General features: G+C 66.3%; 25 protein-coding genes and 2 pseudogenes. 13 read left to right on the top strand and 14 right to left on the bottom strand.

The genetic code is table 11. The annotated features are described in order from the left end of the window. Positions 1-44: 44 nt before the first annotated feature. Positions 45-959, bottom strand: a complete 915-nt coding sequence (locus tag BME24068_RS31705) for a LysR family transcriptional regulator (RefSeq protein ID WP_096508122.1) — start codon at positions 957-959, stop codon at positions 45-47. A 109-nt stretch (positions 960-1,068) separates the two neighbouring features. On the opposite strand from BME24068_RS31705, the gene lysA reads away from it, so the two are divergent. The 7 genes from lysA to BME24068_RS31670 all read left to right on the top strand — a co-directional run bounded on the left by lysA (position 1,069) and on the right by BME24068_RS31670 (position 6,872). Further along, positions 1,069-2,307 (top strand): diaminopimelate decarboxylase, encoded by a 1,239-nt coding sequence (lysA, locus tag BME24068_RS31700; protein WP_174928443.1) that lies wholly within the window; start codon positions 1,069-1,071, stop codon positions 2,305-2,307. Between the two features lie 148 nt (positions 2,308-2,455). Then, positions 2,456-2,749 carry a hypothetical protein gene (locus BME24068_RS31695; RefSeq protein ID WP_174928442.1) on the top strand — a complete coding sequence of 98 codons (294 nt, stop codon included), beginning with the start codon at positions 2,456-2,458 and terminating at the stop codon, positions 2,747-2,749. Between the two features lie 157 nt (positions 2,750-2,906). Next, entirely contained in the window at positions 2,907-3,707 is an 801-nt protein-coding gene (locus tag BME24068_RS31690) for a transporter substrate-binding domain-containing protein (protein WP_174928441.1), read from the top strand. 67 nt (positions 3,708-3,774) lie between these two features. Further along, positions 3,775-4,434 carry an amino acid ABC transporter permease gene (locus BME24068_RS31685; RefSeq protein WP_174928440.1) on the top strand — a complete coding sequence of 220 codons (660 nt, stop codon included), beginning with the start codon at positions 3,775-3,777 and terminating at the stop codon, positions 4,432-4,434. A 44-nt stretch (positions 4,435-4,478) separates the two neighbouring features. Beyond that, on the top strand, positions 4,479-5,204 hold the full coding sequence (locus tag BME24068_RS31680; RefSeq protein ID WP_124830614.1) for an amino acid ABC transporter ATP-binding protein: 726 nt from the start codon (positions 4,479-4,481) through the stop codon (positions 5,202-5,204). Positions 5,205-5,255: 51 nt separating this feature from the next. Next, positions 5,256-6,443: a cystathionine beta-lyase gene (gene metC / locus BME24068_RS31675; RefSeq protein WP_174928439.1), complete on the top strand. Its 1,188-nt coding sequence runs from the start codon at positions 5,256-5,258 to the stop codon at positions 6,441-6,443. An 84-nt stretch (positions 6,444-6,527) separates the two neighbouring features. Continuing rightward, positions 6,528-6,872 (top strand): DUF3088 domain-containing protein, encoded by a 345-nt coding sequence (locus BME24068_RS31670; RefSeq protein WP_174928438.1) that lies wholly within the window; start codon positions 6,528-6,530, stop codon positions 6,870-6,872. 133 nt (positions 6,873-7,005) lie between these two features. Here BME24068_RS31670 and BME24068_RS31665 read toward each other — a convergent pair whose 3' ends face one another. Then, complete coding sequence (locus BME24068_RS31665; protein ID WP_174928437.1) at positions 7,006-7,893, bottom strand: DMT family transporter; 888 nt, start codon at positions 7,891-7,893, stop codon at positions 7,006-7,008. A gap of 127 nt (positions 7,894-8,020) precedes the next feature. On the opposite strand from BME24068_RS31665, the gene BME24068_RS31660 reads away from it, so the two are divergent. From BME24068_RS31660 to BME24068_RS31650, 3 genes are all read left to right on the top strand, one after another. Then, the gene (locus tag BME24068_RS31660; RefSeq protein WP_174928436.1) at positions 8,021-9,487 is read left to right on the top strand and encodes an aminotransferase-like domain-containing protein; all 1,467 of its coding nucleotides are present in this window, start codon (positions 8,021-8,023) and stop codon (positions 9,485-9,487) included. Between the two features lie 104 nt (positions 9,488-9,591). After that, positions 9,592-10,293 (top strand): M35 family metalloendopeptidase, encoded by a 702-nt coding sequence (locus BME24068_RS31655; protein ID WP_174928435.1) that lies wholly within the window; start codon positions 9,592-9,594, stop codon positions 10,291-10,293. After that, positions 10,290-10,766 carry an OmpA family protein gene (locus BME24068_RS31650; protein ID WP_174928434.1) on the top strand — a complete coding sequence of 159 codons (477 nt, stop codon included), beginning with the start codon at positions 10,290-10,292 and terminating at the stop codon, positions 10,764-10,766. Before BME24068_RS31655 ends, BME24068_RS31650 begins: the two co-directional genes overlap by 4 nt. Before the next feature lie 56 nt (positions 10,767-10,822). On the opposite strand, the pseudogene BME24068_RS35190 reads toward BME24068_RS31650, so the two are convergent. Further along, positions 10,823-11,014 (bottom strand): annotated as a pseudogene (locus BME24068_RS35190) (nicotinate phosphoribosyltransferase); the annotation flags it as partial. 2 nt (positions 11,015-11,016) lie between these two features. Here BME24068_RS35190 and BME24068_RS31645 point away from each other — a divergent pair. Then, a pseudogene (locus tag BME24068_RS31645) lies at positions 11,017-11,208 on the top strand (transposase); the annotation flags it as partial. 7 nt (positions 11,209-11,215) lie between these two features. Here the strand turns inward: BME24068_RS31645 and BME24068_RS31640 are convergent. The 5 genes from BME24068_RS31640 to BME24068_RS31620 all read right to left on the bottom strand — a co-directional run bounded on the left by BME24068_RS31640 (position 11,216) and on the right by BME24068_RS31620 (position 16,954). Beyond that, positions 11,216-12,646, bottom strand: coding sequence for a purine-cytosine permease family protein (locus BME24068_RS31640; protein ID WP_174928433.1), 1,431 nt, complete (start codon positions 12,644-12,646; stop codon positions 11,216-11,218). A gap of 144 nt (positions 12,647-12,790) precedes the next feature. After that, complete coding sequence (locus tag BME24068_RS31635) at positions 12,791-13,750, bottom strand: electron transfer flavoprotein subunit alpha/FixB family protein (protein ID WP_174928432.1); 960 nt, start codon at positions 13,748-13,750, stop codon at positions 12,791-12,793. A 16-nt stretch (positions 13,751-13,766) separates the two neighbouring features. Continuing rightward, positions 13,767-14,516: an electron transfer flavoprotein subunit beta/FixA family protein gene (locus BME24068_RS31630; protein ID WP_174928431.1), complete on the bottom strand. Its 750-nt coding sequence runs from the start codon at positions 14,514-14,516 to the stop codon at positions 13,767-13,769. A gap of 31 nt (positions 14,517-14,547) precedes the next feature. Continuing rightward, the gene (locus BME24068_RS31625) at positions 14,548-15,687 is read right to left on the bottom strand and encodes an acyl-CoA dehydrogenase family protein (protein ID WP_174928430.1); all 1,140 of its coding nucleotides are present in this window, start codon (positions 15,685-15,687) and stop codon (positions 14,548-14,550) included. Next, on the bottom strand, positions 15,680-16,954 hold the full coding sequence (locus BME24068_RS31620) for a CaiB/BaiF CoA transferase family protein (RefSeq protein ID WP_174928429.1): 1,275 nt from the start codon (positions 16,952-16,954) through the stop codon (positions 15,680-15,682). The genes BME24068_RS31625 and BME24068_RS31620 overlap by 8 nt, the downstream gene beginning before the upstream one ends. Before the next feature lie 119 nt (positions 16,955-17,073). Between BME24068_RS31620 and BME24068_RS31615 the strand changes: the two genes are divergently transcribed. Beyond that, positions 17,074-17,985 carry a LysR family transcriptional regulator gene (locus BME24068_RS31615; RefSeq protein ID WP_174928460.1) on the top strand — a complete coding sequence of 304 codons (912 nt, stop codon included), beginning with the start codon at positions 17,074-17,076 and terminating at the stop codon, positions 17,983-17,985. Positions 17,986-18,082: 97 nt separating this feature from the next. Here BME24068_RS31615 and BME24068_RS31610 read toward each other — a convergent pair whose 3' ends face one another. Both BME24068_RS31610 and BME24068_RS31605 read right to left on the bottom strand, forming a co-directional pair. Further along, positions 18,083-19,516 carry a nicotinate phosphoribosyltransferase gene (locus BME24068_RS31610; RefSeq protein ID WP_174928428.1) on the bottom strand — a complete coding sequence of 478 codons (1,434 nt, stop codon included), beginning with the start codon at positions 19,514-19,516 and terminating at the stop codon, positions 18,083-18,085. A gap of 73 nt (positions 19,517-19,589) precedes the next feature. Then, entirely contained in the window at positions 19,590-20,630 is a 1,041-nt protein-coding gene (locus BME24068_RS31605) for a bifunctional nicotinamide-nucleotide adenylyltransferase/Nudix hydroxylase (protein WP_096508139.1), read from the bottom strand. A 180-nt stretch (positions 20,631-20,810) separates the two neighbouring features. Here BME24068_RS31605 and BME24068_RS31600 point away from each other — a divergent pair, with 180 nt between their 5' ends. Further along, complete coding sequence (locus tag BME24068_RS31600) at positions 20,811-21,263, top strand: type II toxin-antitoxin system RatA family toxin (protein WP_096508140.1); 453 nt, start codon at positions 20,811-20,813, stop codon at positions 21,261-21,263. Between the two features lie 7 nt (positions 21,264-21,270). Here BME24068_RS31600 and speD read toward each other — a convergent pair whose 3' ends face one another. Genes speD through BME24068_RS31580 form a run of 4 tightly spaced genes read right to left on the bottom strand, consistent with a single transcriptional unit; the run spans position 21,271 to position 24,373 of the window. After that, a complete protein-coding gene (gene speD, locus BME24068_RS31595; protein ID WP_174928427.1) occupies positions 21,271-21,648 on the bottom strand; it encodes an adenosylmethionine decarboxylase in 378 nt (125 codons plus the stop codon). Continuing rightward, positions 21,645-21,791, bottom strand: a complete 147-nt coding sequence (locus BME24068_RS31590) for a hypothetical protein (RefSeq protein WP_162840577.1) — start codon at positions 21,789-21,791, stop codon at positions 21,645-21,647. Before BME24068_RS31590 ends, speD begins: the two co-directional genes overlap by 4 nt. Continuing rightward, positions 21,791-23,311 carry a DUF4178 domain-containing protein gene (locus BME24068_RS31585; RefSeq protein ID WP_174928426.1) on the bottom strand — a complete coding sequence of 507 codons (1,521 nt, stop codon included), beginning with the start codon at positions 23,309-23,311 and terminating at the stop codon, positions 21,791-21,793. Before BME24068_RS31585 ends, BME24068_RS31590 begins: the two co-directional genes overlap by 1 nt. 9 nt (positions 23,312-23,320) lie before the next feature. Continuing rightward, a complete protein-coding gene (locus BME24068_RS31580; RefSeq protein WP_174928425.1) occupies positions 23,321-24,373 on the bottom strand; it encodes an SPFH domain-containing protein in 1,053 nt (350 codons plus the stop codon). Positions 24,374-24,392 lie beyond the last annotated feature (19 nt).

Here is a 24,392-nt window from a genome sequence, read left to right as displayed (position 1 = left end):
AGGATGGCAACGACTGCGGCGAAACGTTCATCATACGGCCGCCGCTAACCGGGCAGCGCCGCGAGCCGGCGCCGGATCGCTTTCGCTTCGCCGCGCAGCGCGTCGGCGAAGGCGTCGACGAGCAGGCTCTTCGGCCGGTGCTCCGGCACGATCACGCTGACGCGATACGGAAACGAACGCGTGAGCGGCCGCACGTGCAGATCGCGCCCGACGAAATCGAGCGCGGTCAGCGGATTGACGATCGCGGCGCCAAGCCCCTGCCGCACGAACGCGCACACCGACACCGCCGACGGCGTTTCGATCACCGAGCGCGGCGCGACACCGAGCTGCGCGAACGCCTCGTCGATCATGATCCGGTACGGGTCGTTCAGCGACAGGCTCACGAACGGGCGATCGGCGAGATCCGCGAGATCGATCGCGTCCTTCGCCAGCAGCGGATGACCGTCGGGCAGCACGCACACCTCGTCGACTTCGAGCAGCGGCGTGAGCACGGTGCCGGCCGGCGCGACGTCGTGCTCGGTCAGCCCGAGGTCGTAGCGTTGCGCGGTCAGCCACTCCTCGAGCACCGGCGACTCCTGCGTCGCGACCGACACGCTGACGCCCGCATGCGCGTCGTGAAAACGCCGGCACGCCCCGGGCAGGATCGCGTGCGAGAACGCCGGCAGCGCGATCACCGACAACTGTCCGTCGCGAAACTCGCGCAGCCGCGCGGCCGTCGCCGCGACCCGCTCGAGCCCCACATAGGCGAGCCGCACGTCGTCGAACAGCGTGAGCGCGGCCATCGTCGGCCGCAGCCGGCCATGCGAGCGCTCGAACAGTGCAAAGCCGACCACCTGCTCCATGCGCGCGAGCTCGCGGCTGATCGTCGGCTGCGACGTATAGAGCATCTCGGCCGCACGCGTCGTGCTGCCGGTGACCATCAGCGCGCGAAAAACCTCGATATGCCGGTGTGTAAGCATGTCACCCTATATCCAGAATGAATCGAATATCGATAAACAGGCATTTTACTGTATAGCCTTTCAGGCGCATCATTCACGCTATCCGTTCATTCGATCCGATTCATCCGCCATGTCCCTCGATTCCCGCCAGCTCGCGGCGCTCGCGCAGCAATACGGCACCCCGCTGTGGGTGTACGACGCCGACGTCATCCGCGACCGCATCGCCCAACTGCGCCAGTTCGACGTGATCCGCTATGCGCAGAAGGCGAACTCGAACCTGCATATCCTGAAGCTGATGCGCGAAGAAGGCGCGTGCGTCGATGCCGTGTCGCTCGGCGAGATCGAACGCAGCCTCGCGGCCGGGTTCAGCCCTGCAGGCGAACCGGAAGGCGTCGTGTTCACGGCCGACCTGATCGACCGCCCGACGCTCGCGGCCGTGCTCAAGCATGGCGTGACCGTGAACGCCGGCTCGCTCGACATGCTCGCGCGCGTCGGCGAGCACGCGCCCGGCCATCGCGTCTGGCTGCGCGTGAATCCGGGTTTCGGCCACGGCCACAGCAACAAGACCAACACCGGCGGCCCGCAGAGCAAGCACGGAATCTGGATCGACGACGTGCCGCGCGCGATCGAGATCGTGCGCCAGTACGGGCTGAAGCTGGTCGGCATTCACATGCACATCGGCTCGGGCGTCGACTACGGCCACCTGTCGCAGGTGTGCGATGCGATGGTCGACCTCGTCACGTCGCTCGGCCACGACATCGAAGCAATCTCCGCGGGCGGCGGGCTGTCGATCCCGTATCGCGACGGCGAGCCGCGTGTCGACGTCGGCCACTACTTCAGCCAGTGGGATGCCGCGCGCAAGCGGATCGAACGACATCTCGGCCACGCGGTGCGCATCGAGATCGAACCGGGCCGCTTCCTCGTGGCGGAAGCCGGCACGCTCGTCACCGAAGTGCAGGGCGTGAACCGCCGGCCGAAGCACGACTTCGTGCTGATCGATGCGGGCTTCAACGACCTGATGCGTCCGTCGATGTACGGCAGCTATCACGCGGTGTCCGTGCACACGCACGACGGCGCGCTGCCCGCCGGCCGGCCGCTCGTCGACATCGCGATCGCCGGGCCGCTGTGCGAATCCGGCGACGTGTTCACGCAGGACGCCGGCGGCGTGGTCACGCACCGCAAGCTCGCGCAGCCGCAGATCGGCGACCTGCTGTTCCTGCACGACGCGGGCGCGTACGGCGCGTCGATGTCCTCGAACTACAACAGCCGGCCGCTCGCGCCGGAAGTGCTCGTCGATCGCGGCACGCCGCGGCTGATTCGCCGCCGGCAGACGATCGACGAACTGCTCGCGCTCGAAACGTTCGAGTAACCGCGCCTTCACGCCGCGTTCGACACAGCTCGAACGCCCACGGCCAGGCTTGCCGCTTCCGGCATGCCTGGCCGTTTTGCTTTTGGCGCGCGCCGCTCGCGCAGGGCAACCGCTCACGCACGCCGTAGCACCTCATGCTGCGCACCCCGTGCAACCGCAGCAGATCGCTTGCATCACGTTCCACGCAGAGAGAAAAACATTCCACGGCACGTGGAAAGTGCGCGCATTTTTGGAAGCACTTTCCTTTTTGACAAAACTAAGATTGCCCTCAGTCGTTCAGCATTTGCGTCGCCGGATACGCATCGACGATGCAGCCGGTCACCCTCACTCGCAAGCCGCACGGGCAATCATGAACACGATGCTTGAACTCCTCGCCGCGCACCGGAACCCGTTCGATACGAACGCCGTGCGGTCCGCCTGCGTGCGCGAACGCATGCCGTAACGCATCGCGGCGAACGGCACGCGCCGCACTCGCCGCCACGCTGCCCCGCGCCGCATCCCGCCGCGCCCCCTTCTATCCGATTCCCGCCCACGGCGACGCCGCCCGTCGCCGCGGACACGCACACCCTGAATTTTCGACAACGACCACGGAGACGACCATGAAACACTTCACCTCGACGCTCAAGCAAGGCCTCGCCGCCACCCTCCTCTGCGTGGCGGCCACGGCCTCGCATGCGGCGGACCTGCTCGACACCGTCAAGCAGGCCGGCGTGCTGAAGATCGCACTCGAAGGCACCTACCCGCCGTTCGACTACCGCAATGCCGACGGGCAGCTCGAAGGGTTCGACGTCGACGTCGCGAAGGCGGTCGCCGCCCGGCTCGGCGTGAAGCCGCAGTTCGTCACGACCGAATGGAGCGGGATTCTCGCCGGGCTGCAGGCCGGCAAGTTCGACGTGATCGTGAACCAGGTGGCGATCACGCCGTCGCGCCAGCAGGCGCTCGATTTCAGTACACCTTACGTGTATTCGTCCGCGCAACTGCTGCAACGCCAGAACGACACGCGTGCGTTCAAGTCGCTCGACGAACTGAAGGGCAAAAAAGTCGGCGTGACGATGGGCAGCAACTACGTCGATCTCGTGAAGACCGTGCCCGCGATCGATCTGCAGGTGTATCCGGGCACGCCGGAGAACCTGCGCGACCTCGCGGCGGGCCGTATCGATGCGGCGGTCAACGACCGCCTGATGCTGAGCTACCTGATCAAGAACTCGCACCTGCCGCTGCGCCCCGGCTCCGTGCTCCCGGGCGGCGAAGACCGGATGGGCATCCCGTTCCGCAAGGGCAATCCGAAATTCGCGAAGGCAATCGACGACGCGGTCGCATCGCTGCAGCAGGACGGCACGCTGAAGAAGATCTCGATGCAGTGGTTCGGCGCGGACACCTCCCGGCCGGTCACGCAATAACGCAGCGCTGCACGAGCCCGCGCGCCCCAATGCGCGGGCCGTCGAAAACACAATCAGGAGACACGCGATGGAAGCACTCGATCTGATCATTCATACGCTGCCCGTCATGATGAAGGGCGCGCTGCTCACGCTGAAATTCGCGGTGGCGTCGATGGCGCTCGGCCTCGTCGTCGGGCTCGTGGTCGCCATCATGCGCATCGGCAGCAACCGGCTCGCGTCCGGCCTCGCGCAAGGCTACGTGAGCCTGATGCGCGGCACGCCGCTGCTCGTGCAGATGTTCGTCGTCTACTACGGGCTGCCCGATCTCGGCATCACGCTCGACCCGACGACGGCCGGCATCTTCACGCTGACGCTCAATGCCGGCGCGTACCTGTCCGAAAGCATGCGCGGCGCGATCCTCGGCATCGGCCGCGGACAATGGGCGGCCGCGCACAGCCTCGGCCTCACGCACGTGCAGACCCTGCGCTACATCGTCTGCCCGCAGGCGCTGCGCCTGGCCGTGCCGAGCCTCGGCAACACGCTGATCAGCCTGATCAAGGACACGTCGCTCGTGTCGGTGATCACCGTCACCGAGTTGCTGCGCTCGACGCAGGAAGTGATCGCCGCGACCTTCCAGCCGCTGCCGCTCTACCTCGCCGCCGCCGCGATCTACTGGGTGCTCAGCACGCTGCTCACGCGCCTGCAGGGCCGCGTCGAAACGCGCCTCTCGCTGCCGTCCACGCATTGAGCAGGCACGCGCCCATCAACATGAACCTCAACCACGGACACAACATGATCACGCTCGACAACGTATCGAAGTGGTATGGCAAGCATCAGGTCCTTTCCGCATGCAGCGCGGCGGTCTCGAAAGGCGAAGTGGTCGTCGTGTGCGGGCCGTCGGGCTCCGGCAAGTCGACGCTGATCAAGACCATCAACGGCCTCGAGCCGTTCCAGAAAGGCAGCATCGTCGTCGACGGGATGCGGCTCGGCGATCCCGCCGCGAAACTCGCGCAACTGCGTGCGCGGGTCGGCATGGTGTTTCAGCATTTCGAGCTGTTTCCGCACCTGTCGATCACCGACAACCTGACGCTCGCGCAGGTCAAGGTGCTCGGCCGCCGCAAGGACGAGGCGATCGAGAACGCGATGAAGCTGCTCGATCGCGTCGGTCTGAAGGCCCATGCGCACAAGTATCCGGGGCAGTTGTCCGGCGGGCAGCAGCAACGCGTCGCGATTGCGCGCGCGCTGTCGATGAACCCGGTCGCGATGCTGTTCGACGAACCGACCTCCGCGCTCGACCCGGAGATGATCAACGAAGTGCTCGACGTGATGGTCGAGCTGGCGCGCGACGGGATGACGATGGTGTGCGTCACGCACGAAATGGGCTTCGCGAGAAAGGTCGCGCATCGCGTGATCTTCATGGACCAGGGCGCGGTGGTCGAGGATGCGGCAAGCGATGCATTCTTCGCCGCGCCGCGCTCCGACCGCGCGCGCGACTTCCTCGACAAGATCCTGCACTGAGCGCACGACGGCCGCACCGCTTCGATTGACCGACTTTCAAAGGACGACATCTTGAACCACCTGCACTCGACCGACACCCTCCTCGCTCACGAAGGCCGCTCGCACGGCCAGCCCGGCTCGCCGGTGAATCCGCCCGTGTATCGCCAGTCGACGCTGCTTTTTCACGGCACCGACGCGCTCGACGCGGTGCGCGGCACGCCGCTCGCGTACGGACGGCACGGCAGCCCGACCACGCGCGCGCTCGAAAAGGCGCTCGCGCGTCTCGAAGGCGCGCACGCCGCGCTGCTGACGCCGAGCGGACTCAGCGCGATCACGACCGCGCTGCTCGCGGTGCTCGATCCCGGCGACCATCTGCTGATGGTCGACTCCGCGTACGATCCGACGCGCTCGTTCTGCGACGAAACGCTCGCGCGCCTCGGCATCGAAACGACATACTACGATCCGTCGATCGGCGCCGGCATCGCGTCGCTGATGCGGCCCAACACGCGCGCGATATTCGCCGAGTCGCCCGGCTCGCTGACCTTCGAAGTGCAGGACATCCCCGCGATCTGCCGCGTCGCACACGAGCACGGCGCGGTCGTGCTGCTCGACAACACGTGGGGCACGCCGCTGAATTTCCGTTCGTTCTCGCATGGCGTCGACGTGTCGATCCATGCGGCGACGAAATACATCGCCGGCCACTCCGACGTGCTGATGGGCGTGATCCTGACCACCGAGGCGCTCGCGCCGAAAGTCACGCGCTGCTACCGGCAGCTCGGGATGACGGTCAGCGGCGACGATGCGTATCTCGCGCTGCGCGGCCTGCGCACGCTGTCGGTCCGGCTCGAGCGGCACCAGCGCAACGCGCACGTGCTGACCGAATGGCTCGCGCGGCAGCCGGAAGTCGCACAGATCCTGTATCCGGCGCGGCCCGGCGACGCCGGCCACGCGCTGTGGCAACGCGACTTCACGGGCGCGTGCGGGCTGTTCGGCCTGGTGCTGCATCCGCAGCCCGGCGAGGCCGTGCGTGCGCTGCTCGACGGCATGACGTGCTTCGGCATGGGCTACAGCTGGGGCGGCTTCGAAAGCCTGATCATCCCGTCGAACCCGTCGCGCCATCGCACCGCGACGCAATGGGCGGCCGCCGGCCCGCTGCTGCGCATTCACGCGGGGCTCGAGCATCCGGACGACATGATCGCGGACCTCGACGCCGGTTTCGCGAGAATGCGCGCCGCCGCCGCCGCATTCGCGGAAGCCTGATATCGGGCAATGCAGCGCGCCTGTTCATATCACGACGCATCACGCTTTTTTCAACGTTCGACCACTACTGATAGCGAGGCCATCATGAAAGACACGCTGTTCATTCTCCGCCCGGGTTTCTTCAAGGACGCCGAAGGTCCGTTCTACTGCGGCGACTCGGTTGCCGTCGAAGGGCTGCTCAGTTTCTATCCGCAATTGCGCGACGCGGTCGCGGTCGAGTACGTCGATGCGCCGCGGCCGCGCCAGCCGATCGTCGCGCTGATCGGCGAGGACAACCAGTCGGCACCCGTGCTCGTGCTGGGCAACGGGCAGACGCCGAAGGACGATGCGATCGGGATTCGCGAACACAACGGCCGGCGCTTCATCGCTTCGCCCGCCGATATCCGGCGCTATCTGTCGTCGCAATACGGCGTTGCGCACGCTGCGTAAGCCCGCGGGCGCCTGATGTCGACGGGTGCCGGCGAACGGGCCGTGCGGCATGCACGGCCCGTCTTTCGCGACGCTCGGCACGCGGCAGATCCGCTTGTTCGACCGGGCCCGTCACGTCGCCATGCGCCGCGCGTCAGCCCGCACGCTGCACCGGCGCCATTTTCGAAAAGTACTTCGCGCCCGCGACGCAGCCGACGACCACGACCGTCACGACGAGCATCGACGGCGGCACCGTCTCGTGCAGCAGCCCGGCCGCGAGCAGGAAGCCGAAGAACGGCTGCAGCAGCTGCAGCTGCCCGACGCCCGCGATCCCGCCGAGCGCGAGCCCGCGATACCAGAACACGAAGCCGATCAGCATGCTGAACAGCGACACATAGGCGAGCCCCCACAGCGCGGCGGCGTCGACGCCGTCGAACGTGGCCGGCCACGTGAACCACGCGAGCGGCAGCATCACCGGCAGCGACAGCACCAGCGCCCACGAGATCACCTGCCAGCCGCCGAGCTGGCGCGACAGGCGCGCGCCTTCCGCATAGCCGAGCCCGCAGGCGACGATCGCGGCCAGCATCAGCGCATCGCCGACCACCGACGCACTGCCGCCGTTGCGCAGCGCAAACGCGGCCACCGCGCCGCTGCCGAGCAGCGAGAAGATCCAGAACGGCAGCCTCGGCCGTTCGCCGCCGCGCCACACGCCGAACAGCGCCGTCGCCAGCGGCAACAGCCCGACGAACACGATCGCGTGCGCGGACGTCACGTGCTTCAGCGCAAGCGCGGTCAGCAACGGAAAACCGACCACGACCCCGAGCGCGACGATGACGAGCGACGCGGTCTCGGCACGCGTGGGGCGCTTCTGCTTCAGCGCGACGAGCAACCCGAGGCCGAGCACCCCGGCGATCGCCGCACGCGCGAACGTGAGGAACAGCGGGTCGAGCCCCTGCACCGCGACACGCGTCGCAGGCAGCGAGCCACTGAAAATGATCACGCCCAGCAGGCCGCTGAGCCATCCGTCGGTCGTCTTTTGCACGGCACATCCTGATCGGAAAAAGGGGGATGTCCGATGATCCGCCGCCCGCGAAATGCGCGTAAGCTACAGCCCAATACAATTCGGACAAACTGTACTGAACAACCGACCGTACAGTTCACCTTTCGCCATGAGCCAATCCGCCCCGCACCCCGCCCCGCCCGCGGCATCGCGCACGCGTGTGGAAACCGTGATGGACACGCTGCGCGCGCGGATCGCGAGCCGCACGCTGATGCCCGGCGCGCGCGTGCCGTCGATCCGGATGATGGCCGACGCGCTGCACGTGTCGAAATCGACCGTCGTCGACGCATACGAACGGCTCGCGAGCGAAGGCGTGCTCGTCGCGCGCCGCGGTTCCGGCTTCTACGTGTCGGGCCATGCGCCGCCGCTCGCGCTCGCCGAACTCGGGCCCCGCCTCGATCGCGAGCTCGATCCGCTGTGGCTGTCGCGCCAGGCGCTCGAAGCGGCCCCCGGCTCGGTGAAACCCGGCTGCGGCTGGCTGCCGTCGTCGTGGCTGCCCGACGAGAGCCTGCGCCGCGCGCTGCGCGCCGTATCGCGCGACGAACCCGACGCGCTGACCGACTATGCGACGCCGCTCGGGCTGCCCGCCCTGCGCCAGCAGCTCGCGTGGCGCCTCGCGCAGCACGGCATCCATGCGGAGCCCGCGCAGATCATGCTGACCGACGGCGGCACGCATGCGCTCGATCTCGTGTGCCGGCTGCTGCTGGAACCCGGCGACACCGTCGTGCTCGACGACCCGTGCTACTTCAACTTCCAGGCGCTGCTGCGCGCGCATCGCGCGCGGATCGTCAGCGTCCCGTACACGCCGAACGGCCCCGATCTCGAACGCTTCGAACAGGCGCTCGTCGAGCATCGTCCGCGGCTCTACATCACGAACGCGGCGCTGCACAACCCGACCGGCGCGACGCTCGCGCCGCCGGTCGCGCACCGGCTGCTGACGCTCGCGGCCGAGCATGGGTTGCTGATCGTCGAGGACGACATCTTCGCGGACTTCGAGAGCACGCCCGCGCCGCGCCTCGCGGCGTTCGACGGGCTGTCGCGCGTCGTGTCGATCGGCAGCTTCTCGAAGACGCTGTCGGCCGCGATCCGCTGCGGCTATGTCGCCGCGCGTCCCGAATGGATCGACGCGCTCGTCGACCTGAAGCTCGCGACGTCGTTCGGCAATGCGCAGATCGGCGCCAACGTCGTGCACCGGCTGCTCGTCGACGGCACGTACCGCCGCCATCTCGACAGCCTGCGCGCGCATCTCGCGGATGCGATGGGCGAGACGGTACGGCGGCTCGCGCGTTCCGGACTCGGAATCTGGACGGAACCGCGCGGCGGACTGTTCGTATGGGCGGAATTGCCCGACGGGCTCGACGCCGCGCACGTCGCGCGCCACGCGCTCGATCACGACGTGGTGCTCGCGCCGGGGAACGTGTTCAGTGCGGCGCGCAGCGCGACGTCGTTCATGCGCTTCAACGTGTCGCGCTGCAAGGGACCGGCGGTGTTCGATGCGCTTGCGCGGGCGATGGAGGCGGCGCGGGCGGACGCACGGAGGGATGCTGGGGAACGTTCATTGACCAGGGATCCGTAACGTTCATGATCCCCCCGTTCGCAAAATCATACTCGTCTCATAGACGCATACTCGTTGATTCCTCGATAGTTCTGGTCAAATTCATCAAGAGACCTATCGAATCAATGAGCGAACCACTGAATCCCGACAGCCCGGTCAACGACGACGATGAAGAATGGGTGTGTGTCGGCAGCGCCTGCACCAACACAATCCCGGGATCCACGCATGTCATCGAACTCGATATGGCTCGGATTTGCGAAAACATGTCGAATAATGCATTCCGCAAGCTGATCGTGAGATTGCGCGACGCTGCGGTTACGTTGATTCAGGAACGGATTCGTGGTGTGGAGGGCTGGGCACCCGAAGAGCAACAACGCATCCAGACCTGGTTCGGACGATCCGATGAAGCAGTTCGGACTCGCCTGAGAACCGGGTTACCGAAACTCCTGCGCGTCATGCAGGAATTGAAGCCGGAGAATGTGATCCGGTGGGACGAGCAGAAACAGCGAAACATCACATGTACGGTTTTTCCGGACAATGGAATCACGGATGCAGCGATATGCAAGCCCGATTCGGACAGGCGAATCATCGCAATCTACCCTCATTTTTGCTCACTGCCCGACGTTCGCCTCTCCACCAACTGCAAGCTCAAGGTCCTGATCCACGAATGCACGCACTACGTCGATACCTTCGACTCGAACGATGAAGTCTACGGATTTGGAACGGGTTTGAAATACTGGGCCCAAGAGAATGGAGACATCGCGATCCACAACGCAGACAGCCTCGCTTGCTACATTGCATTCTTTGACGACAGGATCCTGTGGTGAAACTGCTTCCCCGCCCGACAGGCATGGCACTCTGGCTGTGCCTGCTATTTTCGTCGCCGCTCCTGGCATGTACCGTGTCCGAAGACATGCTCGACAGCGTCCCGCTCAACTCGGCCGGCATTCCGAACGCTGATCGCGTCGAGATCGCGGCGATGGTGATACGCGCCCGCCAATGGCCGGATGTCGGAATCCGCGGCATCATCGCGGCCGGCGCGTACGTCGGGGAAAATGATCCGCAAGCGCTCGCGCTGCAACGCGCGGCAAACCTGAAGGCGTATCTGGTTCAATTGGGTATCAAGGCCGAAAACATATGGTCGGATACGCACATTATTTCGAAACCATACCCGAAAGACAGTACCGGCCGCGAAGGCTATCTCCAGATTGGTGTGACACTGGTTCCGATATGCAAGAACGGATGCCGGCATCTTTGCGATGATCCTCGCATCACGCCGACATCCGGAGTCCTCCGTTGAAAGCCGTTTCGATTCACCACCACCGGACATCGTCAGCGACGAGGTGACGCCTTCTCTCACGCCCCCCACCGTCGAGCCTCCGCCGCGTGCGCCCTCGTCCGCACCTCGGCGAACGTCGTATCGACCACCATCCGCTCCATGACGGACACCGTTTCGAGCGCATCGTCCCACGCGACCTGCAACGCCACGGTCCGGTACACGCCTGTACGGCGATGGCGCGGCAACGTGAGCCGCCCATCCCGAACACGACCCGTCGCGTTCGAATCGAAAGACCAAGCGTAGATACAGCCGCGTGCTGTATCGAACTCGGAATATCGTCGAACGCTTCTTCCATCGCATCAAACATTTTTGTCGAGTCCCCACTCGTTACGACAAACTCGAGGGCAACTATCTCGCCTTCGCGGTGCTTGCCTGCGCCTTTGGGCCGCTCGTGAGAGTGTGAACAGGCTCTAGTCGGCATCGCGGGCCGAGTCGGACAGGATCAGGCGATCCGGCACGCTCGCCAGGGCACCGCGCGACGCGACGTAGTACAACAGGCCCGGCACGACGATGCCGACGATCCACGACACGTCGACGCCGCCCAGCGCATCGACCCACGGCCCGGTGTAAAACCCCGTCGCGACGAACGGCATCTGCACGAGCACGCCGACCGTGTAGACCGCGATGCCGACGACGTTCCAGCGGCCGTACCGGCCGTCCGGGTCGAACAATGCCGGCACGTCGTAACGTTCCCGCGTGACGCAGTAATAGTCGACGAGGTTGATCGCGCTCCACGGCGTGAAGAACACCAGCAGAAACAGCAGGAACGACGAGAACGCCTTCAGGAAATCGTGCTGCCCGGCCAGGGCGATCCCGCTCGATGCGGCAACGGTCAGCAGTACGAACGCGATGCGCGTGCGCGGCGAGATCTCGCGCCGCCCGCCGAAGCCGGTCAGGATCGCCGCAACCGACATCACGCTGCCATACGCGTTGAGCGTCGTGATCGTCAGCTTGCCCAGCGCGATCGTGAAATAGAGCACGGCGGCGATCGCGCCGGTCGCGCCGAGGCCGACGATGAACGCAACCTCGTGCCCCGAGAAGCGATCGCCGGCGAGCGCGGCGGCGAGCACGCCGAACGTCATCGATACCTGTGCGCCGATCACGGTGCCGCAGAACACCGCGGCAAAGGTCTTGACGGGCGACGTCGCTCTGGGCAGGTACCGGGAATAGTCGGCGACGTACGGCCCGTATGCGATCTGCCACGACGCGGACAACGACACCGCGAGCAGGAACGATGCGGGCGTGAAGTGGCGATTCGCGAGCAATGCACCGAACGCGTGCCCGTGCAGCAGGCTCGCAAACAGATACAGGAATGCGAGCGTGCCGACGATGCTCGATACGCGCCCCATCGCATGAATCGTCCGGTAGCCGAGGCCGGTGAGCAGCACGACGAGCGCGGAGAAGATCAGGATCGCGGCGGTATGGCCGACGTGCAGCAATTCGGCGATCGCCTGCCCGGCGAGCACCGTTCCGCCGGCCGAGAATCCGACATACATCACGCAGACGAGCGCGAGCGGCACGATCGCGCCGTACACGCCGAACTGCACGCGGCTCGACACCATCTGCGGCAGCCCGAGCTGCGGCCCTTGCGCCCCGTGCAGCGCCATCACCGCGCCGCCAAGTACCTGGCCTGCCAGCAAACCGATCAGCGACCAGAACACGTCACCGCCGAGCACCACCGCCAGCGCGCCGACGACGACTGCCGTGACCTGCAGGTTCGCGCCGAACCACAGGGTAAATTGACTGAACAGGTTGCCGTGGCGCTCGGCATCGGGAATATGGTCGATCGAGCGACGCTCGATCAGCGACGGATTGGCGACAGGTGAAGCGGTACGTTCCATGCTCGGCTCCTGACCGGTGGAAAACTGCGCTTGGGGGTTCGCTCGGACCGGCGCATCAGGCTACGGTCCTTCGCGTGAATCGCACGCCGGCCGCGACGACACGGCATGCGGGCAGGATCGATCGATCCTGACGGGTTGCAGGGATCAGAGCGACGCGGTCAGTTGCGGAACGAGTTCGTACAGATCGCCGACGAGACCGTAGTCGGCCACGCTGAAGATCGGTGCTTCTTCGTCCTTGTTGATCGCGACGATCACCTTCGAGTCCTTCATGCCGGCCAGGTGCTGGATCGCACCCGAGATACCGACCGCGATGTACAGCTGCGGCGCGACGATCTTGCCGGTCTGGCCGACCTGATAGTCGTTCGGGACGTAGCCTGCATCGACGGCCGCGCGCGACGCGCCGAGTGCGGCCTGAAGCTTGTCCGCCAGCGGCTCCAGTACCTTCGTGTAGTTTTCGCCGCTGCCCAGACCGCGACCACCCGACACGATGATGCTTGCCGACGTCAGTTCCGGACGGTCCAGCTTCGTCACCTCACGACTCACGAACTGCGACTTGCCTGCGTCCGCTGCCGCTTCGATCTTCTCGACCGATGCGCTTCCGCCTTCCGCTGCCACCGGGTCGAAACCCGTCGCACGCACCGTGATGACCTTGATCGGGTCGCTCGACTGCACCGTCGCGATCGCGTTACCGGCGTAGATCGGACGCTCGAACGTGTCGGCCGAGTCCACTGCCGTGATGTCCGAGATCTGCGCGACGTCCAGCTTCGCGGCGATACGCGGGGCGATGTTCTTGCCGTAGGCCGTCGCCGGCGCGAGGATGTGCGAGTAGTCCTTCGCGATGTTCAGCGCCGTCGCCTCGACGTTTTCCGCCAGGCCTGCGGCCAGTTGCGGCGCGTCGGCCAGCAGCACCTTCGATACGCCTGCGATCTTCGCTGCTGCATCAGCCGCCGCTTGCGCGTTGTGGCCTGCCACCAGCACGTGGATGTCGCCGCCAATCTTCGCTGCCGCCGCCACCGTGTTCAGCGTCGCGGCCTTGATCGACGCGTTGCCCCCCAAGGGGGCTTCCTTCGGGGCGTCGCACTCTGCAATCACCAGAATCGTCATTTCTTTCCGCTCCCTCTTACAGCACCTTGGCTTCGGTCTTCAGCTTCTCGACCAGCGTCTTCACGTCCGGCACCTTCACGCCCGCCGCCCGCTTAGGCGGCTCGACCACCTTCAGCGTCTTCAGACGCGGCGCGACGTCCACGCCCAGGTCTTCCGGCTTCACCGTTTCCAGCGGCTTCTTCTTCGCCTTCATGATGTTCGGCAGCGTCACGTAGCGCGGCTCGTTCAGGCGCAGGTCGGTCGTCACGACCGCGGGCAGTTGAAGCGACAGCGTTTCCGCGCCACCGTCGACTTCGCGTGCAACAGTCGCCTTGCCGTCGGCGATCGTCACCTTCGACGCGAACGTCGCTTGCGGCAGGCCAGCCAGCGCGGCCAGCATCTGGCCCGTCTGGTTCGAATCGTCGTCGATCGCCTGCTTGCCGAGGATCACCAGTTGCGGCTGTTCCTTGTCGACCAGCGCCTTCAGGATCTTCGCGACGGCCAGCGGCTCGACGCTGTCGTTCGACTCGACCAGGATCGCGCGATCCGCACCGATCGCGAGCGCCGTGCGCAGCGTTTCCTGCGCTTGCGCGACACCGACCGACACCGCGATCACTTCCGTCGACACGCCCGCTTCCTTCAGGCGCACGGCTTCTTCCACCGCGATCTCGTCGAACGGGTTCATCGACATCTTCACGTTCGCGATGTCCACACCCGTGTTGTCCGATTTCACGCGGACCTTCACGTTGTAATCGACCACTCTTTTCACAGCCACCAATACTTTCACCACGCGTCTCCTTGTTCGATTTCACGAGCCGTCATGCAAGCATCGTGCGTGCAATCACCGTGCGCTGGATCTCCGACGATCCTTCGTAGATCCTCAGAATGCGAGCGTCCCGGACGAGCCGTTCGATCCGCATTTCGCGCGTGAACCCGTAGCCGCCATGGATCTGCAAGGCCGCATCGGTCACGAATGCCACCATCTCCGACGCATACAGCTTCGCCATCGACGCCATGTCGGTAAACGGCTCGCCGGCAGCGCGCCGCGCCGCGGCCTGCAGCGTCAGCAGCCACGCGGCTTCGAGCTGCGTCTTCATGTCGGCGAATCGCCATTGCAGCCCCTGCTTGTTCGCGAGCGCCTCGCCGCCGACGTGACGCTGCTTCGCCCAGTCGATCGCATCGCCGAGCGCGGCTTCCGCGATCCCGAGGCTCGTCGCCGCGACATCGAGCCGGCTGTTGTCGAGCACCTTCATCGCAGTGCGGAAGCCGCTCCCTTCGTCGCCGAGCCGGTTCGATGCCGGCACCACGCAATCGAATGCGACTTCGTGCGCGGGCGCGCCGTGAATGCCCATCAGTTTCTCCGGCGACGACACCGACACGCCGGGCGTATCGCGATCGACGACGAACGCGCTGATGCCGCGCGTCCCGAGCTCGGGCGAGGTTTTCGCATAGACGACGATGAACTGCGCGGCATCGGCGTTCGAGATGAAGTGCTTGACGCCGCGAATCCGGTAGTTGTCGCCGTCGCGCACGGCCTGCGTCGTCATGCCGGCCGGATTGGAGCCGGCCTGCGGCTCGGTCAACGCGAATGCGCCCAGCTTCGCGCCGCTTGCGGCGTCCGGCAGATAGCGCGCGCGCAATGCGTCGTCGCCGCCGATCAGCACCGAATCGGTCGCCAGATAGTGCGCGCCGATCATCGACGACGTCGCCGCGCATGCGCTCGCGATCTCGGCCAGCGACAGGATGATCGCGGCCGGCGATGCGCCGATTCCGCCCCAGCGCTCCGGCAGGTTCATCCCCATCACGCCGAGTTCGGCCAGCGCGGGCACGTAACGCGTGGTCGACGTCTCGTCGCGATCGACCTGCGCCGCGTGCGGTGCGAGTTCGGCTTGTGCGAAGCGGCGGATCGCGTCGGCCATTTCGAGGTCGGCGTCGCCGACGCCCAGTCGTTTAAGCATCGTTCATCTCCTGATGGATTTCGGTCTGTGGCGACGGTTCGGCGGCGCCGCCGTCGGTCATGCCGGGCGCCGCATGAATCACGCCGGCCTTCGCCAGTGCGGCGATCGTTGCGTCGTCGAGGCCGAGCACCTGCCCGAGCACGGCGCGCGTGTGTTCGCCGAGCTGCGGTGCGCGGGTGGTGCGCGTGTCGGGATATGCGGAAAACTTCAGCGGTTGCGCGGGCAATCGGATCGGCGAGCCGTCGGCCGCGGTGGTATCGACGAGCAGGCGCCGTGTCCGTGCCTGCTCGCTTTCGAGCGCTTGCCGGATATTCCGGATCGGCGCGACCGGAATCCCCGCCGCGGCCAGCGTCGCGTTGACCTCGTCGACCGAGCGCGCTGCGGCCCACTGCTCGATATACGCGCGCAACGCCGCTTCGTGCTCGCAGCGCGACGTGTCGGACGCGAAACGCGCATCGTCGGCCAGCGCCGGCTGGCCGATCGTGTCGGCCAGCAAACCGAACAGCTTGTTGTTGAGTACCGCGACGACGAAATGGCCGTCCGCGGCACGATATGCGCCGAACGGCGCGGACGTCGGATGGCGGTTGCCGACACGCCGCGGCGCAATGCCGGTGGTCGCGTAACGCGCGACGAGTGCCGCGGTCAGGCTCATCGTCGCATCGAACATCGCTACGTCGACGTGCGTGCCCTGTCCGGTGCGATCGCGCGCGACCAGCGCCGCGAGCACGCCCCATGACGCAAAAATCCCGCTGACTACATCGGACACCGAATCGCCGACGAGCGTCGGCTCGCCGTCGGGCGCGCCGGTCGCATCCATCAGCCCGCACATCGCCTGCAGGATGATGTCGTACGCCGGCCGGCGCGATTCCGGGCCGGTCTGCCCGAATCCGGACACGCTCGCGTACACCAGCGCCGGGTTGAGGGCCGACAGCGTCGCATAACCGATCCCGAGCCGCTCGGCCACGCCGGGGCGAAAGTTCTCGACGACGACATCCGCACCGGCGCACAGCGACTGCGCAAGCGCCTGGCCGTCGGACGTCTTCATGTCGATCACGACACTGCGCTTGTTGCGGTTCATCGCGCCGAACAACCCGCTCTCGCCGTTCGCGAACGGGCCGATCGCCCGGTAGTCGTCGCCCGCGGGCGGCTCGATCTTGATCACGTCGGCGCCGAGGTCGCCGAGCAGCGCCGAACACAGCGGCCCCGCGAGCACCCGGGAAAAATCGATCACGCGTATGCCGTCGAGCGGCAGCCTGGACACAGTCACGGCATCTTTCTCCTGAAGGTCGGGCCGGGTCGGCCGATGCAGTGATTCTGTTCGAGCGGGGCAATCAGATAAAATATCGGAATAAATTAACGCCTATAAGATTTTCATATGGGTTCGTCATGGCTCTGTCCCTGAGATTGCTTCGTTATTTCGTTGCCGCCGCCGAATCGGGCAGCACGACCGCCGCCGCGGTCCAGCTCAGCGTGTCGCAACCCTCGATCTCGGTGGCGATCCGCGAGCTCGAAGCGCTGTTCGACGACCGGCTGTTCACGCGCGGCGCGGGCACGCGGATGACGCTCACGCATTTCGGCGAACGCAAGCTCGCCGAGGCGCGCCAGTTGCTGGCGTCGGCGTCCGCATTCGCGACCGACGACATCGGCGACGAGCCGGGCGGCATCGTCCATATCGGCGTATTCAGCACGATCGCGCCGGTCTATTTGCCGCGCGTGCTGGAACTCGCGCAGCAGCGCCACCCTCGCCTCGACATCCGTTTCGTGGAAGGCGATCTGGCGCAGCTCGACATGGCACTGCACAAGCAGCAGATCGATTTCGCGTTGATGTACGACGTCGGCCTGCCCGAAGATATCGAGCGCGAGTGCCTCGCCGAATTGCGGCCCTATGCGCTCGTACCGGCCGGGTCCGCGCTCGCGAAACGCAAGCGCGCGATTTCGCTGCGCGATCTCGCCGCGTATCCGGTCATCCTGATCGACCTGCCGCATAGCCGCGACTTCCTGATGGCGCCGTTCTGGCAATGCGGCCTGTCACCGAACGTCCGCTATCGCGCGGTCTCGATCGAACTGGTTCGGGCAATGGTCGCAAGCGGGCTCGGCGTGTCGCTGCTGATCACGCAAAGCCCGGCGGTCACGCGCTCGCCGCTCGTCGTCGAATGTGCGATTCGGGAATCGACCGTGATCCAGCCGCTGGTGATCGCGCGTCTGGCGCGTGCGGCACGCACGCGTGCGTCGGAAATCGCCGCGAGTTGTGTGCGCGACGCAGTCACCAATGCGATGCGCACGCGAACCGGGCCGTGAAACAGCGGACTACCCGCAGTGCGCGGTGTACCGGGTGCGCGACACGCCCCGGCATCGCCAGGGTGACGCACGCCGCCGCATCACCCCGACGCGTGTGTCACCGTTCGCCCGCGTGCGCCCTCGCCCGCACCTCGGCGAACGTCGCATCGACCAGCATCCGCCCCGTGTCGAACACCGTTTCGAGCGCATCGTCCCATTCGCCTTCCAGTGCGCGATCGTCCCACGCGACCGGCAGCGCCACGGTTCGATACTCGCCCGTGCGTCGATTGCGCAGCAACGTGAGCCGCCCCTTCTTCGAGCGCTTGCCCTGGTCGGTGACTGGATCCTTGCATACGTCGTGCCACACGCCGTCGCGCCGGATCGCCGAGCACTTCATCGCAAAGCGCTGCGTATCGCGATTCACCTGCTGCAGCAGCGCGCCGCCCATCCCGAACACGACGTTGCCGGCCGCATAACCCGCATCGTCGAGCGCGGCGAGGATCGCTTCGATCGATTGCTCGTCGACACCGTCGCCCTGAATCACGCGCACGCGATTGAGCACGCGCCGCCCCTTGCCGTTCACGGTCGAACCGAATGACGCGTCGAGCGCGCGCACGGTCTGCAGCATGATCGTCACCGGGTCGCCCGAATCGGGACGCACGACGAGCGTCGCGCCCGAGTCGATCACCGCCTGACGCAGCGGGCCGCCCCACATTTCCAGCGCGGCGAACAGATCGTAGGAGTCCGATACGACCGACACGATCGCGCCGGGCAATCCGAAGCGGTCGATCATGTTGCGGTACGCATCGGCCTCGCCGTCGCGCCCCCACGACGTGATCGTGCTGTGCTCGGCCGCCGGCACCGAGTATGCAGCCATCGGCTCGCGATAAAAGCGGTTCGCGGCCAGCACGCCGAGCACCGTGTCCGAGCCCATGAAGCTCACGAGGTGCGCCGCGCCGCCGATCGCGGCCGACTCCGCGCTCGACACGCCGCGCGCGCCGAAGTCGTGCAGCTTGAACGGCAATTGCGCGAGATCGTCGTCGGTCTTCTCGAGAAAGCGGCGGATCGTCTGGCGCAGGTGCCAGCTGCGCGTGGCGACCGTCACCGGATACCACACGCGCAACAGCATCGTCTCGAGATACGACGCGAGCCAGAACACCTTCGGATCGTCGCATTCGACGGTCATCAGCACGTTGTGCACCGGAACGATCGAACCTTCTGGCACGGCGCGGATCTTCACGGGCAGGTAGCCGTCGTAGCGCTCGACGACATGACGCCAGCCGTCCTCGTTGAACGGCTCGCCGTGCACCGCGAAGAAATCGCGCGCGTCGTCGATCATCGCGTGCGTGACGGGCCGGCACAGATATTCCTTCAGCAGCATCTGCAGACCGAAGAACAGCGTGCGGTCGTAGCGGCCGCCGCGCGATTCGACGTACGAGAACATCGCCTGCGCGTCGGGCGGGTATTGCAGGAAGTGGGAAGCCTTGTACGAATCCGTGTTGAGGATCGGATTGGCGAGAACCGCGGCAAAGCCGCCGGGAACGTTTTGCATGGCTAGAGCTCCTCTAGGCCGTTGAAGTGCCGCCGCGTCTGTCGCAGCGGACCGGTGCCGGGGAATCAGCGGATCACAGCTTCCCCAGGAAGTGATACGCGATCTCGAAGTGATCCTCGAACATCACGTTGCGCATCTGCGCGAATTCGTTGAGCGGCACCCAGCGTGCCTTGTCCGCGTCGTCGCTGCCCTTCACGCGCGGCAGCTCGCCAGTCGGGAAGTTGAACAGGCACGCGTGCGTGATCGTGCGGCCGCGCAGCGAGCGGGCCGGGTGATCGAATACCTGGCGATCCTTGATCGAGCCGCGCAGCACGGGCTCCGGCAGCTTCACGCCGGTCTCCTCGCGCAGTTCGCGAATGCAGGCCGCATCGAGCCGCTCGTCCTGGTTCACGAATCCGCCCGGCAAGGCCCACAGGCCGCGGCCCGGTTCGCTGCGCCGGCGCACGAGCAGGATATGCCCCGAGTGCACGACCACCGCATCGACCGTCACGAACGTGACCGGATACGGCGCGGCCGACCACGCCTTGCGATACGCGGCAATGAATTCGGCCTCGGCCTTCAGTTGTGCGAAGGTCGGCTGCGTGCGAAAGCGCTCGAGCCAGCCGAACACGGGTTCCGGCACGGCCCACTGCACGAAGCTGTTGGTGCGTTCGGCAAAATACTGGTCGCGGATTTCGGTCGCGGAAATGTCTTCGGTCGCATCGACGTCGACGAGCTCCCATTGCGGGAACATCCGCAGGTAATAGGACGTGGCGTCCTTCTCGTGACCGATCAATCCGACCTTGCGCTGCGCGACGTCGCCGAGCGCGGACGCCACGGCATCCTGCACCCAGCGCACCCAGTCGCCGTCGTTGTACGTCGAATCCTGCACGGGTGCGATCGTCACGCGCTCGCGCTCGGACGGGTCGAGCAGCGAAACCAGCATCTGGCAGCGCTCGTCGAACGAAAACGGATCCTTGATGGTGCGGGGCTTGTCGGTCGATCCGATCAGCACGCACACGCGCTCGGCCCGGCTCAATGCCGACTTCAGCACATTCTGGTGACCACGATGCGGAGGCTGGAAACGACCAATGAAAACGAGCGCGTCGAAGCGCCGGTTCTGTTGCGTACTCATGAGGCTCCCTCAAGAGATTGAAACGCTTCGGGTCTTTCCCGAAGGCATGGATTCGATCCTAGGTGAATTCCCGGAGAACGTCAATCGAATCGCTGCTCGACTTGACGAAGTCTAAACAAGTGCGCGGCGCAGGCGGGTTACACTCGATTCATCCCAATCCGCACCGTTTCGCCCGCCATCATGAGGATCTCAGTCAGCCGGATCGTCGGCGTCGATCGCAGACGCCTCTTCACGTGGTCGCAGGACTACGCGCGGCGGCTCGTCTGGGACAGTTTCCTCTCCGACGCCTATCTGCTCGACGGGATGACGGCCGACGTCGGCGTCGACGCGTTCTGCCGCAGCCAGTCCGGCGCGACGATGGTGTCGCGCTACATCTCGTACCGTCCGCCGCAGGTCGCGGCCATCGAAATGGTCGACGGGCCGAAGGTGCTCGAACGCTTCAGCGGCAGCTGGAATTTCACCGAACGCTCGGCCGGCTCGACGGAGGTGAAGTTCACGTATCACTTCCGCGTGCAACCGGCGTGGCTGCGCTGGCTGCTCGAACCGCTGATCGGCGCGTTCTATCTCGTGCAGACGCGTCGACGCCTCGACTCGTTCAAGCGCTGGGCCGAAGCCGAAGCATTGCCGCACTGAGCGTCGCTCACGCGACGCCGCGTGCCACCTGCTGCCGAACCTGTGCGTGCGTGCCGAGCGCGGCGGCGATCGCATCGACCGCATCGGCCGCCCGCGCGGCGCCGCACATGAACGCATCGACGGCCGCGAAGCCATGCTCGGGCCACGTATGAATCGTGATGTGCGATTCGGCAAGCAGCACGACGCCCGTCACGCCGCACTCGCCGCCGAAATGATGGAAATGCGCGCCGATCACGCGCGCACCGGCCTGCCGCGCGGCGTCGGTGAGCATCGTCTCGAGCCGTCCTGCATCGCGCAGCAGCGCCGCATCGATGCCGGCCAGGTCGGCCAGCACGTGCGAGCCGAGCGTGGCGCGCGGCGGAGCGATACGGGCGCGCGCCGTCATTTGTGCGACCCGTACGACGAGTAGCCGCTGCGCGCGGACGAACTCCCCCACCCGCTGCCGCCCGAGCCGCTGCCGCCGATCGACGCGCAGCTGAACAACGTGACGACGATCAGCCCGTAGATGCCGTAGAGGATGTAGCGCATCAGGAATCGCCTCCGTCCGTTGCGAAACCCTTCCACAGCCATTCAGGCAGCCACAGCACGAGCAGGCCGATCAGCACGTAGACGGAGCGGCCGCTGAACGAGAACAGCGAACCCGTGTTGAAGAACACGAGCAGCGCGCTGAATATGAGCGGCAGCGGCGCAAAGCTGTGCGGATGCTTCGTGCCGAACAGGCCCGTCGACTTCGTCGCGGAACCGGTTGCGGACGCAACCGCCGCGGTCGCGAGCGCCGGCGTCGCGAAGCGTTCGGCAAGCGCGCTGCCCGACAGCGGCCGCGCACGCGACCAGACGATTTCCGCCGTGCTGCGCTCGCGCGTGAGCTTGTCCTTCTGCCAGCCGTAGTCGACGATCGACGTGCGGTCGCCCACCTGCACGCGCCAGTTGAATGCGCCGACCACGTACACCACTTCCGAGTCGTACGTCTCGCGCAGCCGGTAAGTCTTGCCGCCTTCGGTCACGTCGGATTCGCCGCCGATCGTCGGCCAGTGATCGAGCACCTGCACGCGCTCCCAGCGTCCTTCGCTCTGCACGAGCCACAGGAAGCCGCGTTTCGGGTTCAGCAACAGGTATTCGTCCCACGTCTCGTCGTCGCCCGGCACGCGGCAGCGCATCATGCCGATTACCGTGTACTTCACGCCGTCGAACGTGCCCGTCGCCCCGAGTTCCAGCGCGCCCTTCACCGCATCGAGCTTGCGCTGCGCGGCGAATACCGTCTGTTGCTCGGCCGTGCACTGCACGCCCGCGTGGCAACTGCCGCACACGACATAGTCGGCCACGTTCGGCGCATACGACAACGGCGCGCCGCAGCTCGGGCACGCGAACGGCACCATCGCCGCGCCGCGTTTCTCGCGCGTATCGGTTTCGCTATCGCGCAGCCCCGTGAACGCCAGCGCGTCGAATGCCAGCGCCTCGCCCGTATAGACGGCCGGGCTTCCGCCATTCGCATCCGCGTCGGAATAGTCGTAGGTCGCGAACGCGTTGCCGGTGCGCAGGTCGACGACACGCGCCTCCCAGCCTGCATCGACGCGGAACGGCAACTCGCCGTCCCCGCCCGTGCAGCGTGCGGTACGCACGTCGGACACGAGATACGCACGGCCGCCGTGGTCGATCCGCATGCCGGGCTCGAGCGTGTCGAACGACGGCCACGCACCGCCGGACGTATCGTCCGGCTCGCGCACCGTGACCGCATACTGGCCCGACGCATCGGACAGCCAACCGAATGCCCCGTCGTCGAAGACGACGTACCACTCGCTCCACGCGCCGGCGTCGTACGTCATCTGGATGCGCCCGAGCACCGTGAACGTGCGCTTGCCGTAGCGTCCGGTCGTGCCGAGCTGGATCGGCGACGCGTCGTCGAGCACGGCGGCCAGCTCGCCGATGCGCTCGACGTCGGCGCCGCGCTTGAGCAGCGTGCTGCGGCAGAACGCGCAGACGGCCATCACCGCCGCCGCCGAGCGAAACTCGACCGGCGCGCCGCACTGGGGGCACGAGGTACTGAACATGCGCGACGCTTACCGGGTGAGCTTCGCGAGGATTTCCGCCTTCGCGCGCGAATAGTCTTCTTCGGTCACGAGGCCCTTGTCGAGCAGCGCCTTCAATTGCTCCAGCCGCTGCACGTAGTCCGTCGCCTCGGCCGGCACGGCTGGCGGGGCAGCGGCAACCGGTGCCGCAACCGGCGCGGGCGGGGCGGCCGGTGCCGGTTGCGCGGCTCCCGTGATCTGGCCTGCCATCGCCTGCCCGATCGCCGCGCCGGCCGCGAGCCCCGCGCCGACGCCCGCGATGCCGCCCGGGTTCTGCGCGGCAAGCGGGATCGCCTGCGCGGTCTGGTATTGCGTCGCACGGGCGAGATCGCCGGCCATCCCCGCGCCGATCCGCAGGTCGAGCGCCTTCTGCAGCTCCGCGGGCAGCGACACGCTCTCGACCGCGAACGCGTCGAGCGCGAGACCGTAGCGCGTGAACACCGGCACCAGCGCATCGGCGACGCGCTGCGACAGCAGCGACTGGTTCGCGGCCATGTCGACGAACGGCACGTCGGCCGAGCCGAACGTCGTGCTCATCGCGGTGACGACCAGGTTGCGCAGTTGCTGTTCGAGATCGTCGACCGTGTACTGCGCGCGCGTGCCGCTGACCTCGCGATGGAACGCGGCCGCATCGACGATCCGGTACGAATAGATGCCGAAGGCGCGCAACTGCACGAAACCGAACTCGCGATCGCGGATCGTCACCGGCTGCGCGGTGCCCCAGCGCCGGCCGAGCTGCAGCCGCGTGCTGAAGAAATAGACATCCGACTTGAAAGGCGACTGAAAGAATTTGTCCCAGTTCTTCAGGTACGTGAGCACCGGCAGCGTGCGCGTTTCCAGCTTGTACAGCCCGGGCTGGAACACGTCGGCGACCTTGCCTTCGTTGACGAAGATCGCGACCTGCGTTTCGCGCACGGTCAACTGGCCGCCGTACTGGATCTCCTGGTCTTCCATCGGATAGCGCCAGGCCAGCACGCCGTCGGTGTCTTCCGTCCATTGCAGGACGTCGATGAACTGCTTGCGGATAAACGATCCCAGACTCATGTCGGTCTCCTCGAGCGCG

The sequence above is a fragment of the Burkholderia anthina genome, from assembly GCF_902498995.1.
Classification (GTDB): Bacteria; Pseudomonadota; Gammaproteobacteria; order Burkholderiales; family Burkholderiaceae; genus Burkholderia; species Burkholderia anthina.
This window is presented reverse-complemented; position numbering and strand designations above follow the sequence as displayed.

What these genes read in the sequence shown, in the direction of transcription:
- BME24068_RS31685 (WP_174928440.1), top strand. Translation starts at nt 3,775, where the DNA reads ATGGAAGCACTCGATCTGATCATTCATACGCTGCCCGTCATGATGAAG.
- BME24068_RS31610 (WP_174928428.1), bottom strand. Translation starts at nt 19,516, where the DNA reads ATGCAAAACGTTCCCGGCGGCTTTGCCGCGGTTCTCGCCAATCCGATC.
- BME24068_RS31635 (WP_174928432.1), bottom strand. Translation starts at nt 13,750, where the DNA reads ATGACGATTCTGGTGATTGCAGAGTGCGACGCCCCGAAGGAAGCCCCC.
- BME24068_RS31690 (WP_174928441.1), top strand. Translation starts at nt 2,907, where the DNA reads ATGAAACACTTCACCTCGACGCTCAAGCAAGGCCTCGCCGCCACCCTC.
- BME24068_RS31615 (WP_174928460.1), top strand. Translation starts at nt 17,074, where the DNA reads ATGGCTCTGTCCCTGAGATTGCTTCGTTATTTCGTTGCCGCCGCCGAA.
- BME24068_RS31590 (WP_162840577.1), bottom strand. Translation starts at nt 21,791, where the DNA reads ATGCGCTACATCCTCTACGGCATCTACGGGCTGATCGTCGTCACGTTG.
- BME24068_RS31655 (WP_174928435.1), top strand. Translation starts at nt 9,592, where the DNA reads ATGAGCGAACCACTGAATCCCGACAGCCCGGTCAACGACGACGATGAA.
- BME24068_RS31640 (WP_174928433.1), bottom strand. Translation starts at nt 12,646, where the DNA reads ATGGAACGTACCGCTTCACCTGTCGCCAATCCGTCGCTGATCGAGCGT.
- speD (WP_174928427.1), bottom strand. Translation starts at nt 21,648, where the DNA reads ATGACGGCGCGCGCCCGTATCGCTCCGCCGCGCGCCACGCTCGGCTCG.
- BME24068_RS31600 (WP_096508140.1), top strand. Translation starts at nt 20,811, where the DNA reads ATGAGGATCTCAGTCAGCCGGATCGTCGGCGTCGATCGCAGACGCCTC.
- lysA (WP_174928443.1), top strand. Translation starts at nt 1,069, where the DNA reads ATGTCCCTCGATTCCCGCCAGCTCGCGGCGCTCGCGCAGCAATACGGC.
- BME24068_RS31705 (WP_096508122.1), bottom strand. Translation starts at nt 959, where the DNA reads ATGCTTACACACCGGCATATCGAGGTTTTTCGCGCGCTGATGGTCACC.
- BME24068_RS31680 (WP_124830614.1), top strand. Translation starts at nt 4,479, where the DNA reads ATGATCACGCTCGACAACGTATCGAAGTGGTATGGCAAGCATCAGGTC.
- BME24068_RS31580 (WP_174928425.1), bottom strand. Translation starts at nt 24,373, where the DNA reads ATGAGTCTGGGATCGTTTATCCGCAAGCAGTTCATCGACGTCCTGCAA.
- BME24068_RS31660 (WP_174928436.1), top strand. Translation starts at nt 8,021, where the DNA reads ATGAGCCAATCCGCCCCGCACCCCGCCCCGCCCGCGGCATCGCGCACG.
- BME24068_RS31670 (WP_174928438.1), top strand. Translation starts at nt 6,528, where the DNA reads ATGAAAGACACGCTGTTCATTCTCCGCCCGGGTTTCTTCAAGGACGCC.
- BME24068_RS31625 (WP_174928430.1), bottom strand. Translation starts at nt 15,687, where the DNA reads ATGCTTAAACGACTGGGCGTCGGCGACGCCGACCTCGAAATGGCCGAC.
- BME24068_RS31585 (WP_174928426.1), bottom strand. Translation starts at nt 23,311, where the DNA reads ATGTTCAGTACCTCGTGCCCCCAGTGCGGCGCGCCGGTCGAGTTTCGC.
- BME24068_RS31605 (WP_096508139.1), bottom strand. Translation starts at nt 20,630, where the DNA reads ATGAGTACGCAACAGAACCGGCGCTTCGACGCGCTCGTTTTCATTGGT.